This is a genomic window from Ornithinicoccus halotolerans, assembly GCF_009602535.1.
Lineage (GTDB): Bacteria > Actinomycetota > Actinomycetes > Actinomycetales > Dermatophilaceae > Ornithinicoccus > Ornithinicoccus halotolerans.
Map to the genome: position 1 here is coordinate 42,638 of NZ_WIQI01000005.1, position 11,098 is coordinate 53,735.

The following is an 11,098-nucleotide window of genomic DNA, read 5'->3' on the forward strand; positions in this document are numbered from 1 at the left end:
CCAGCGAGGTGGCCCGCTGCGCGCAGCCCCCAACAGGAAGGACCCCATGAGCCAGCAGCCCACGGCCGGTCAGCGTCTCGCCACCGCCCTGCGGACCGTTGTTGCGATCACCGTCACGCCGTTCGACGAGTCCGGCGCCGTCGACCCGGGGGCCTACCGGCGGCTGGTGCGCCGGCTGGTGGACGGCGGCGTCACCGCCGTGACACCCAACGGGAACACCAGCGAGTTCTACGCGCTGAGCCCGGAGGAGCGGCGCCGGTGCGTCGACCTGACGGTCTCGGCCGCCGGCCGCGGGGTGCTCGTCGTGCCCGGCGTGGGCCTGGACGTGGCGTCCGCGGTCGCCGACGCCCGGCACGCGCAGGAGGCCGGCGCGTCAGCGGTCATGGTCCACCAGCCCGTGCACCCCTTCCGCACGCGGCAGGGCTGGCTGGAGTACCACCTGGCGATCGCTGACGCCGTACCAGGCCTTCCCCTGGTGCCGTACGTGAAGGATGCTGGTATCGATGTCGACACCCTCCGTGAGCTGCTGCGACGGTGCCCCGACGTGGTCGCCGTGAAGTACGCGGTGCCGGACCCTCTCCGGTTCGGGGCCGTCGTCGACGAGCTGAGCGAGTTCCCGGTCACCTGGCTGTGCGGTCTCGCCGAGCACTGGGCGCCGATGTTCGCCGCGGTCGGGGCCGAGGGCTTCACCTCCGGCCTCGTCAACGTGGACCCGGGCCGGAGCCTGCGGCTGCTGGAGTCCCTGCACGCCTGGGACATGCCCGCTGCTCGCGCGCAGTGGTGCGCGCTGCGGGAGTTCGAGGAGCTGCGTGCCCGCGACGGGTCCGAGCTGAACGTCTCGGTCGTCAAGGAGAGCCTGGCCCAGCTCGGCCTGTGCCGGGCCGACGTCCGTGCCCCGATCAGCCGGGTGCCGGACGCCGACCGGCAGGCGCTCGCTGCCCTGCTGGACCGGTGGGAGCCGGTGCGGGAGGCCTCATGAGCGCGCGACTGGGTGGGCACGCCGTGGTGGACCAGCTGCTGCAGGAAGGGGTCGACCTGGCGTTCTGCGTGCCGGGGGAGTCCTACCTCGCCGTGCTGGACGGCCTGCACGACGTGCAGGACCGGCTGCGGCTCATCACCTGTCGCCACGAGGGCGGGGCGGCGATGATGGCCGCCGCGTACGGCAAGCTCACCGGCCGGCCCGGCGTGTGCCTGGTCACCCGCGGGCCGGGCGCCACCAACGCGAGCAGCGGTGTGCACGTGGCCTCCCAGGACGGGGCGCCGATGGTGCTGCTGGTCGGCCAGGTGCCCACGACCGCGCTGGGCCGCGGTGCCTTCCAGGAGGTCGACTACGGGCAGATGTTCGGCGGCCTGGTCAAGGAGGTCGTCACCGTCCGGTCCGCCGACCGGCTACCCGAGCAGGTCGCGCGGGCTGTCACCGTCGCGGTGGCCGGGCGACCCGGCCCGGTGGTCGTCGAGCTGCCCGAGGACCTCCTGGAGGAGCAGACCGCGGCCCCGGTCGTCGCGGCTCGTCCCCGCCCGCAGGCGGTGCCCGACCCCGCCCAGCTCGCCGGCGTCGCGCAGCAGCTGCGCGCGGCCGAGCGCCCGCTCGTGCTCGTCGGCGGGAGCGGCTGGACCCCGGAGGCCGTCGCCGACCTGCGCACCTGGACCGAGCGCGAGGGGCTGCCGGTCGCCACCTGCGTCCGGCAGCAGGACCTGCTCGACAACGCCTCGCCCTCCTACGTGGGGACGCTCGGCCTGAACACCACCCCGGGCCTGGGCGAGCGCGTCTCCGGCTGCGACGTCGTGCTGCTGCTCGGGGCCGACCCGGACCCGCTCACGGCCGCCGACGGCGGCTGGCTCTCGGCGCCCAGCCCGCACCAGCGGGTCCTGCACGTCCACCCGGAGCCGGCACGGCCGCAGCGGGTCTACCGCGCCGACGTCGCCGTCACCGCCGACGTGGCGCCGGCGCTCGCCGTCCTGGCGGAGCAGGCCGAGCCGCGACCGCCGTCGGAGTGGGCGGCCGAGCTGCGCCGCCGCTACGAGGAGGAGCTGGCGCAGGACCGGGGCGAGCCCGCGGCCTACCTGCGTGGCCTGCGGGAGGTGCTCCCGGCCGGGACCGTCATGTCCGGCGGCGCGGGCGCCTACACCCGCTGGCCGCAGCGGTACCACCAGTTCAGCGTCTACCCCAGCCAGCTGGGCACCCAGTCCGGGTCGATGGGGTTCGGGCTGCCGGCGGCGATCGCGGCGGCGCTGGTCCACCCTGACCGGCCGGCGGTCGCGTGGGCGGGCGACGGCTGCTTCCTGATGACGGGGCACGAGCTGGCCACCGCAGTGCGGTACGAGCTCGACGTGACCGTCGTCGTGGTCAACAACGGCCGGCTCGGCACGATCCGCGCCCACCAGGACGCCCGCTTCCCGGGCCGGGTCAGCGGCACCGACCTGACCAACCCGGACTTCGCCGCGCTGGCCGAGGCCTACGGCGCGCCCGGCCACCTGGTCGACGGGCCGGACAGCTTCGCGCGTGCCCTGCGCGAGACCCGGCAGCACCCGGGCCCAGCGCTCATCGAGATCCGCACCGGCTGAGGTCCGACTGCGGGCGGAGTCGCCGAAGCGATCTCACCCTCGCGGGTGATGACTGGCACCCGTCGGTCGGCCAGCCTGGAGACGTCACTGTTCTCGAGGCAGGGGGAGGAACCCGTGCGCCGTCCGACCATGCTCACCGTCGCCGCTGTCGCAGCGTTCGTGCTGCCGGTCAACGCCGCGCTGGCCGGCCCTGACCGGGCCGGTCCCGAGGACCGCCCCACCGACATCGACCTGGACGTGACTCAGCAGGTCACCGAGGCGGCCCGGCAGGCGAGCGCGCAGCGGCAGGCCGCCCCGCAAGGGCACGGTGGCCCGCCCCTGAAGGGGGAGGAGGCGGCCGCGCTGGACGCCGCGACCCGGCAGCTGGCCGACACCGAGGGAACCGTCGGCGTCACCGCCCGCGTCGAGGGGCCCGACGGCGTGTGGCGCGGAGCCGCGGGGGCGCGGGAGCTGGACCGCCGCCCGCCGGCGCGGCCGCAGGACCGGTTCCGCGTCGCCAGCATCACCAAGTCGATGGTGGCCACGCTGGTGATGCAGGAGGTAGCGGCGGGCACGTTCACCCTGGACACGCCGGTGAACGAGGTGGTGCCCGGCATGTTCCCGGCCCACCCCGACGTGACCGTGGAGCACCTGCTGAGCCACCGCTCCGGTGCCCAGACCGGAGAAGGGCTGGTCCTGGCGAGCCGGATGTCGGACCCGACAGACTGGGAGCAGTTCTTCCAGGCGCTCGGGCAGGACTACGGGCCGCAGGACTACCTCTCGGTGGTCAACGCGGTGCCCTGGCTGTTCGAACCCGGCACCGACTTCTCCTACTCCAACGCCGGCTACGTGGCACTGGGGCTGCTGCTGGAGACCGTGACCGGGGAGGACCTCGCTGACCTGCTGCAGGAGCGGGTGTTCCAGCCCGCGGGGATGCGGCACACCGATTACCCGGTCGACCCGGGCACCAACGGCCCGTTCCTGGTCGGAGCCGCCTGGACCGGGGTACCGGAGGACGGCGGTCTCGGCTGGCAGTCGCTGGCCGGGTTCGACCCGGACGTCTTCCAGGCCGCCGGCGCGGCGGTCAGCACGACGGCCGACCTGAACGCGTTCACCGAGGCCCTCATCACCGGCGAGCTGGTCGACCCCGCGCTGGTGCAGGACATGGTGACGCCCCGGTCGTTCGAGGAGCTGGACTACGGCCTGGGCGTCTACCGGCTGCCTGACCCGTGCCCGGCCCCCGGGCAGGAGCCGTGGCTGTACGGCCACGACGGCGCCACCTTCGGGACGCTGAGCATCGCGCTGACCTCGGCCGACGGCTCCCGCCAGCTCTCCATCGGGGTCACCGGGCGGGACCTGACCGGTGCGACTGTGCCCGACCTCAACTCGCTGCTGGTCCCGATGCTGCTGGCCAGCTGCGAGGGCTGAGCGCGGGCACCTCAGCGGCCACGCCCTCCCTGGCGGGCGGCCACGACCTGCTCGGCGCGCCGCACGACCGCCTCGAGCCGGCGGCGGTGCGCTCCCCGCCAGTAGACCGCCCCGCAGCCCCGGCAGCGGGCGAACTGCTGGTAGCTGCGGCGCGTGCCCGGCTCGAGCCGGGCCGCGACGTCGGCGTGGCTGGCGGGCGCCAGCAGACCGTTGCAGCGGCCGCACCGGGTCCACGGCGCCAGCGGCGGAGCGAACCGGTCGAGCACGTCGACCAGCTGGTCCTCCGGGGAGTCGTGCCGCACCAGGGCGCCCTCCGGGAGCGCGGTCCGCGCCAGCAGGCCGCGGTCCCGGGTCAGCAGCACCCGCGACTCGGTGGCGGCCCAGCGCACCAGGTCCGCGTCCGCGGCCTCGGTGCGGTAGCCGGTGTCGACGCCCAGCAGCCGCAGCCGGCGGGCCAGCGATCCCAGGTGCACGTCGAGCAGGAACCGTGGCGGCCACACCGAGGTCGGCTGCGGGCGCGGCCGGTCCGGTACCTGCAGGACCGCCTCCGGGCCGCTGTCGCGGCGCCCGGGGGTGACGTCGCCGACCAGCGTCTGCGGTGGGACCGCGCGCCCGTCCAGCCGCAGCTGTCCGACCTCGGTCAGCGGCACGCCGAGGGACTGCACGACGTGCCCGAGAGTATCGGTCGGGGCGGCCGGTGCGGTCACCTCGCCGGTGCGCCGGGGCCGCGGCAGCAGGAACCACAGCTCGGCTGCGACCTGCACGGACAGCGTGGGCATACATCCAGCATCCCAACCGTTGTCGGGGGTTGCTGCGTCTCCGGGGGGAGGGACCCCCGCATGGTGCTGTCCCGGTGACACCACTGGGAACAGCAGTGACGCGTGGGACGTTGGTGTACATGAGTGCGGGCCGGGAGGACCCGCACTCCACGGTGGTCTGAGCAGGAGGTGAGTTGCCGTGGCCAGGAAGCGTCGCAACTACGTGGAGATCGAGGAAGGCGACGCCGTGCTGCGGTACTTCCCGCACGTCAACGGTGGTGGCATGGTCGAGGAGACCGCGCAGGTCGAGGCGAGCGCCTACCTGGAGTCCTCGGCCTACGTCGACCCCCGTGCGCGGGTGGAGGCCGGGGCCCGGCTGGGTCGGGGCGCCTGGGTGGACCGCGACGCGGTCGTGGGCGAGCACGTGTCGATGGCCGAGGCCACGCACCTGGGCCCCGGGGCCGCCCTGGGCCGTGACGTCCGCGTGGGGGCGCGCACCCGCATCGGGGCACGAGCCACGGTGGCCGCCGGCGTGAGCCTGGCCGCCGACACCGTGGTGCCGGCCGACGCCGAGGTGCGTGAGTCCGTGGACCGCCCCGGAGTGGTGCGCGCCGCCTGAGGCTACGATCGAGCATGCGCTATGAGTACAAGGTGGTCGAGCTCCGCGAGGGGCTGCTCGGCGGCAAGATGTCAGGGCAGAAGCTGGAGAAGGTCCTGAACGACCACGCCGGGAAGGGCTGGCAGGTCAAGGCGATCACGACAGCGGACGTGAAGGGCCGGATCGGACCCGGCGGGGTGGAGGGGATCCTGGTCACCTTCGAGCGCCCCGTCTGAGCGCTCCTGTCCTTCGCCGCGTGCGCACGGCGCAGCAGGCGCCCGGCAGCCGGCGCGTGCCCGGTCGCCGGCCGGGTGTCTCTGGGTGAGGCCCGGGGCGGACGTCTACGGCTGTGGGCCAGGTTGTCTCGGTTCCTTCCCGTCGCCGGCGGCCCGGCTCCCATCGCCCCCCGTCCCGGCCTCCTCTCGGGCCCCCAGCGCACGCAACGCGCTCACCAGGTCGCCCCAGCCGTCCTGCTCGAACGACGTGGCCCGCAACGCCATCGACCCGGCGACGTCGGCCAGCTGCTGCTCCGGCTCGGACAGCAGCGAGCGGAAGTCCGGGTCCAGCAGGAAGGAGGCGTCGCGACAGGCGTGGGTGGCCAGGGCGTCGAGGAAGATCTCCAGGTGGCGCGCCTGCTCCTCCTCGGTTTCGCCGCCCATACCGATCCAGTCCAGCTCATCCCGCCACAGCCGAGACTTGAGCGGCTCCTCGTCCAGGGCCAGGACGGAGCCGAACCTGGTGGTGACCCCGTGGGCACGGCGGAACTCCGTGGTCTCGTGCGCCAGCCGCAGGATGTTGTCATCGGTGAGCGAGGCCCCGACGACCATCAGGTGCCTGGTCAGGAGCACCGCCTGGAACAGCGAGGCGGCCGGTCGCCAGCGGGCGTCGTACCCGACGAACTGCCCCCGGGTGAGCACGATCGACTCGTGGTGCTCCAGGTCCCCGTGCAGCTTGAGCAGCCAGGGCAGGTCCGGCGTCGGTTCCTCCCACGGCATCACCGAGATGTCGCCGTCCTGCCCGGACACGGCAGCCTCGAAGCAGCGGTCGTAGTTGGTCGTCACCACCTCCCGGCAGCCGAGCGCGGCCAGCAGGACGTGGGAGATGGCCGGCTTGTCGAGCTGGCGCATGCGGTCGGCGACGAGCTCGGTCAGCGTGCCCCGCAGCTCCCGCTGCAACAGCTCGGCCTGCTCCAGCGCCGCGAGCTGACCGAAGGCCTCGCCGTCGCGGACAGCGGCGTCCTCGGCGTGGGTGCGCATCTCCTCCACCAGCTGCCGCCACGACGGGCCACCCGCCGGGATGCTGACGCCGCCGCCGATGAGCAGCGCCAGCCTTCCCTCCCGGGCGTAGCCGCCGAGGGTACGGGCCTGGCTGAGCAGCCGGCCGTCCAGCGGGGCGAAGTCACCGGTGCGGCGCCGCTGCGCCTGCAGGGCGGCGTAGGCCGACCGGCGGGAAGCGACCACCACCACGTCGAGGTCGCGCTCCCGGGTGAAGGAGATCGTGGTCTCCAGCAGCCGGCGGATGATGTCCCCGGAGTCCGTCCGCAGCCCGCCCGCACCGATCCCGAGCACCGGCAGCGCGATGAGCGGCTTGACCCGCCCCCTCCGGGGCGAGGGCATCCGTGCGGCGATGTCCTCCAGGGTGGCCAGCAGGTCGCGCATCAGCTCATCCGGATGCCGCGTGTGAGGGGCCGTGACGTCGAGGAACCAGATGTCATCCCGGGTCGCGGCGCGGCCGAACGGCTGCTGCTCCCGCCACCGGGTGGGCCGCAGCGAGTCGACGTGGACATCGCCGAGCACACCGGACCAGTTGCTGTGCTCGATGTTGAAGTCCGAGTCCGTGGGCACGATGGCGCAGTCCCACGGCATGATCTCCATGCGCCCAGGAACGACGAAGGCGTGACCCGTCACCGCTTTCCTCCCGCGTCACCGTAGGGAAGCACCGTAGGACCGGGTGGGACGGCCCGCATCCGCAGCCGCTGAGGTGCCCGGGACGCGAGCCGCCGGCGTTCGACCGGCGCGTGGCTGGCCGGGTGCGGCTACCAGCTGAGGCCGTGGCGGGCGAGCTCGAGCTGGGTCTGCATGCGGTCCCAGCTGCTCATCGGCCGGGTCCGCGGCGGCGGCAGCTGCAGCGCCTGGCAGCACTCGGCCAGCACGTCGTCGTAGGCCAGCGCCAGCACCCGCAGCCGGTGGGCCTTGGCGGGGGCGTCCGAACCCTCCACCCGGGCGGACTCCTGCTCCAGCCGGCGCAGGTCGGCCACCAGCCGCTCCAGCGCCGGGTGGTCGCGCTGCAGGGGGTGGACGGCGCCGAGGCCGGCGGGGCTCTCGTGGGTGGCCCACCACACCAGCGCCCGGTCGAGGGCGTAGAAGGTCAGCGCCGGCGCTGCGCACAGCGCCGCGAACGAGACCATCGCACTCATCACATCGTCGCTTCCGTGCTCGCTCCACGCGGGCGTGGTCGCCACGGCAGGAGCACTCGCCTTCATCGTCGCGCCGCGGCGCGGCGATGTCGAGTGCACCGCCGACGAAGCGCGCCGCCACCACCCCTCCACTCATCTCCGGGTCAGGCCTCAGGCCGCCGGCTCGCCGGCGGCGACCGCCGGCCCGGGGGCCATGGCTCGCCGGTGCAGCGCGTAACCGCACACCGCCAGGGCGAGCAGCGGACCCCACGCCCAGAACGGCAGCAGCACCATGCTGCCGAGCCCCAGCCTGCCGTCCGTCTGGGCGAAGGCCAGCGGCATCGGTACCGCCGCCGCGCACAGCGCCACCGCCACGAACGCCCCCGGCACGACGGCCAGCGCGACCGGCACCGCACGCGCTCCGAGGACCGGGACCCACCGCGGGAACCGCTCGCCCCAGCGCTGCACCAGCCCCAGCGTCAGCACCGCGCCCACGACGGCGGCCGCACCGAGCAACGTCCCCATCGCGACCGTCTCCAGGGTGTGGCCGCCGCGAGGCGCCAGGAGGGGCCACGGGGTGAGCCAGCTCAGCCGGGCCAGCACGTACGGCGCCGGTGCCAGCGCGGCGGCCACGGTCAGCCCGCGCCGGTGGCGGTGCACCCAGCCACCCGCCGCGGTGACCTCGACCCGGGCCCACCCCAGCGCCAGGACCGCCCAGGCGACACTGGTGGCCAGCAGCCACAGCAGCGGACCGACCTCGGCCACGACCTGTGCCACCAGGGAGACCCACCACTGCGCGGCGGTGATGTCTGCCCGGTACAGCCCGGCCACGACGGCGACCAGGACCAGGCCGACCAGGCAGCACAGCGCCACCATGACCCGGCCACGGCCACGGCCACCTGCCGCGGCGGCGGTGGCTGCGGCAGCGATCCGGCCGGCGACTCCCAGCAGTGGCACGGCGAGCAGCAGGAGTGGCAGCGCGAGCGCCAGGGCGTAGCCGACGGCCATGACGGCGGTCATCCCCAGCAGACCCAGACCCGCGGTGACGGCGACCGCACCGGCCAGCAGCGCCGGCACCGGCCGGCGGCGCCCGTCGCCTCGCCCGGGGACGGCGAGGCCGAGTACCGCCGCTACCGCTCCGGTGCTGACGGCGACCCCGGCGGTGGCCTGTGGGCTGAGCCAGCTGCGCAGCAGCGCCTGCGTGGGGTCGGCGAACAGGCTCGCGCCCCCCGCGGTGAAGACTGGCTGCTCACCGAGCAGGACGGGGCCGGCCATGGCGGCCGTCCCGAGCCCGAGGGCGGCGCCCACCGGAGGCAGCCAGGGCAGGGTCGGACCGGCGACCGGGCGGGCCGGCGAGTCGGTGGTGGGTGCGGTCCTGAGATCCGTGTTCGGTGTCATGGCAGCAGCGTCGCCGCGGGCCCGAGGCGGTGGCCTCACCCGTGCGGGTGATTCCGCACCCCGCGAGGGTGATCTCAGCGCAGCGGCACCAGCCCGGACTGGTAGGCGATGACCACCGCCTGGGTCCGGTCGCGGGCACCGAGCTTGGCCAGCAGCCGGGCGACGTGGGTGCGCACCGTCTCCACGCCCAGCACCAGCTCGCCGGCGATCTCGGCGTTGGACAGGCCGCGGGCGACCCCCTCGAGCACCTGCTGCTCCCGCTCGGTGAGGGCGGGGCCGGCCCACCGTCGCGGTTCCGGCGCGTGCTGCAAGGCCAGGGCGCGCACCGCCTCGGGGAAGACGAGGTGCTCACCGGCGGCCACGGTCCGCACCGCGGTCACGATCGCCTCGGCGGTGGACCGCTTGAGCAGGAACCCGGCCGCCCCGGCCCGGAGCGCCGCGAACACGTAGTCGTCGGCGTCGAACGTGGTCACCACCAGCACCCGCGGCGCCGGGTCCAGCGCCAGCAGGCGCTCGGTGGCCCGGATCCCGTCCACGCCGGGCATCCGCACGTCCACGCACGCCACGTCGGGGGAGTAGCGGCGTGCCTGGGTGAGCGCCTCGGCCCCGTCGGCCGCCTCGGCCACCACGGTGATGTCGGGCTCGGTCTCCAGGATGGTGCGCAGCCCCTGCCGCACCAGCGGCTCGTCGTCGGCGACGAGCACGCGGATGGGCGGTGCGGTCGTGCTCATCAGGCTCCTTCCCGTGTCGGTGCCGGCAGCCAGGCCTCCAGCCGCCACCGGGACCCCTGCGGGCCCGCCTCGAGACGGCCGCCGAGCAGCCCCAGCGTCTCGTGAAGGCCGGCCAGACCGTGCCCGCCCACGCCGGGCCGACGGTGCGGCTGCTCAGCCCGGGGGTTCTCGACCAGGACCCGCAGCCCTCGCCGCTCGCGGCGGACCTCCAGCAGCACCGGTCCCGGGCCGCCGTGCTTGCCGGCGTTGGCCAGCGCCTCGGCGCACACCCGGGCGGCGACCGCGTTCACCGTGGCCGGCAGGCCGGTCAGGTCGTGGCCGCCAGGAAGCCGCGCCAGCACCTCCGTGCCGAGCGCGCGCTGCCGCTCGACCAGCCCGGGCAGGTCCGCCAGGGAGCCGGCCGCGGGGGGCGCCTCGCCGTCCCGGAGCAGCCGCAGTGCCCGGTCCAGCTCGGCCACCGCGTCACCAGCCAGCTGCTCGATGGTCGCCAGCGCCGCGGCGGCTCGCTCCCGCTGGTCGGTGCCGCTGCCGGCCGTGATGACCCGCCGTGCGGCCGCGGCCTGCAGGGAGATGGTGCTCAGCGAGTGACCGACCCCGTCGTGCAGGTCACGGGAAACCCGCCGCCAGCGCCGTTCGGTGGCCAGCGCCCGCTCCGCCTCGGCCAGCCGGTCCTCCCCGGAGGGGCCGAGCAGCAGCGGCGCCGACCAGGCGGCCGCCCGTCCGGCCAGCTGCACCAGGAGGACCGCGAGGGCGATCCCGCCGACCGTGGCCGCGACCACGGCGGCCCAGCCGAGGGCGGAGCCGGGCCGGCTCTGCGGGAGCACCGGGTCCAGCGACGCGCGGCCCAGGGCGAGGGTCACCAGCAGCGCGGGCGCGACGATGACGAACGTCAGCAGCGCACCCACCCCGAAGCCGACCCCTTGGTGCAGCAGCGTCCACAGCGCGGTGCGCCACCGGTCGGCCCAGCGCAGCGGCTGCGGCGTGACCACCGCTGACCGCCCCACGCCGAGGAGGTCTCGGGCACCGGCGACCTGCAGCTCGCGCACCCCGGGCAGCAGGCCGATGCCGACGGCCAGCACCAGCGCCAGCAGCAGGAACCCGGTCGGGACCGGATCCGTCGACGGGGCGGTCACCGCGTAGACCGCACTGGCCACGAGCAGGCAGGCCAGGCCGACCGCACCCCCGATCAGCAGGTGGACGGTGCGACGCAGCGGACTTGCTGCCCGGTCCCCAGCCACCCCGTCAT

At 75.0% G+C, this 11,098-nt stretch carries 11 protein-coding genes; 5 read left to right on the forward strand and 6 right to left on the reverse strand.

Annotation, left to right across the window (positions count from 1 at the left end):
* The first annotated feature begins 46 nt into the window (after positions 1 to 46).
* From GFJ45_RS02310 to GFJ45_RS02320, 3 genes are read left to right on the forward strand one after another with little or no spacing between them, the layout of a single operon-like run.
* Complete coding sequence (locus GFJ45_RS02310) at positions 47 to 979, forward strand: dihydrodipicolinate synthase family protein (protein ID WP_153393719.1); 933 nt, start codon at positions 47 to 49, stop codon at positions 977 to 979.
* Positions 976 to 2,565 carry a thiamine pyrophosphate-dependent enzyme gene (locus tag GFJ45_RS02315; RefSeq protein WP_153393721.1) on the forward strand — a complete coding sequence of 530 codons (1,590 nt, stop codon included), beginning with the start codon at positions 976 to 978 and terminating at the stop codon, positions 2,563 to 2,565. Before GFJ45_RS02310 ends, GFJ45_RS02315 begins: the two co-directional genes overlap by 4 nt.
* A gap of 48 nt (positions 2,566 to 2,613) precedes the next feature.
* The gene (locus GFJ45_RS02320) at positions 2,614 to 3,972 is read left to right on the forward strand and encodes a serine hydrolase domain-containing protein (RefSeq protein ID WP_153393723.1); all 1,359 of its coding nucleotides are present in this window, start codon (positions 2,614 to 2,616) and stop codon (positions 3,970 to 3,972) included.
* Positions 3,973 to 3,983: 11 nt separating this feature from the next.
* Here GFJ45_RS02320 and GFJ45_RS02325 read toward each other — a convergent pair whose 3' ends face one another.
* Positions 3,984 to 4,751, reverse strand: a complete 768-nt coding sequence (locus GFJ45_RS02325; RefSeq protein ID WP_153393725.1) for a Mut7-C RNAse domain-containing protein — start codon at positions 4,749 to 4,751, stop codon at positions 3,984 to 3,986.
* Positions 4,752 to 4,929: 178 nt separating this feature from the next.
* On the opposite strand from GFJ45_RS02325, the gene GFJ45_RS02330 reads away from it, so the two are divergent.
* Both GFJ45_RS02330 and GFJ45_RS02335 read left to right on the forward strand, forming a co-directional pair.
* Entirely contained in the window at positions 4,930 to 5,349 is a 420-nt protein-coding gene (locus tag GFJ45_RS02330) for an LbetaH domain-containing protein (RefSeq protein ID WP_153393727.1), read from the forward strand.
* Positions 5,350 to 5,363: 14 nt separating this feature from the next.
* The gene (locus GFJ45_RS02335; protein ID WP_153393729.1) at positions 5,364 to 5,564 is read left to right on the forward strand and encodes a DUF4177 domain-containing protein; all 201 of its coding nucleotides are present in this window, start codon (positions 5,364 to 5,366) and stop codon (positions 5,562 to 5,564) included.
* Between the two features lie 105 nt (positions 5,565 to 5,669).
* Here GFJ45_RS02335 and GFJ45_RS02340 read toward each other — a convergent pair whose 3' ends face one another.
* From GFJ45_RS02340 to GFJ45_RS02360, 5 genes are all read right to left on the reverse strand, one after another.
* Entirely contained in the window at positions 5,670 to 7,235 is a 1,566-nt protein-coding gene (locus tag GFJ45_RS02340) for an SIR2 family protein (protein ID WP_153393731.1), read from the reverse strand.
* Positions 7,236 to 7,363: 128 nt separating this feature from the next.
* Positions 7,364 to 7,744 carry a hypothetical protein gene (locus tag GFJ45_RS02345; protein WP_153393734.1) on the reverse strand — a complete coding sequence of 127 codons (381 nt, stop codon included), beginning with the start codon at positions 7,742 to 7,744 and terminating at the stop codon, positions 7,364 to 7,366.
* Positions 7,745 to 7,894: 150 nt separating this feature from the next.
* Positions 7,895 to 9,121 carry a hypothetical protein gene (locus GFJ45_RS02350; protein WP_153393736.1) on the reverse strand — a complete coding sequence of 409 codons (1,227 nt, stop codon included), beginning with the start codon at positions 9,119 to 9,121 and terminating at the stop codon, positions 7,895 to 7,897.
* Positions 9,122 to 9,195: 74 nt separating this feature from the next.
* Positions 9,196 to 9,852: a response regulator transcription factor gene (locus tag GFJ45_RS02355; RefSeq protein WP_153393738.1), complete on the reverse strand. Its 657-nt coding sequence runs from the start codon at positions 9,850 to 9,852 to the stop codon at positions 9,196 to 9,198.
* Positions 9,852 to 11,090 carry a sensor histidine kinase gene (locus GFJ45_RS02360; protein WP_153393740.1) on the reverse strand — a complete coding sequence of 413 codons (1,239 nt, stop codon included), beginning with the start codon at positions 11,088 to 11,090 and terminating at the stop codon, positions 9,852 to 9,854. Before GFJ45_RS02360 ends, GFJ45_RS02355 begins: the two co-directional genes overlap by 1 nt.
* Between the last annotated feature and the right edge of the window lie 8 nt (positions 11,091 to 11,098).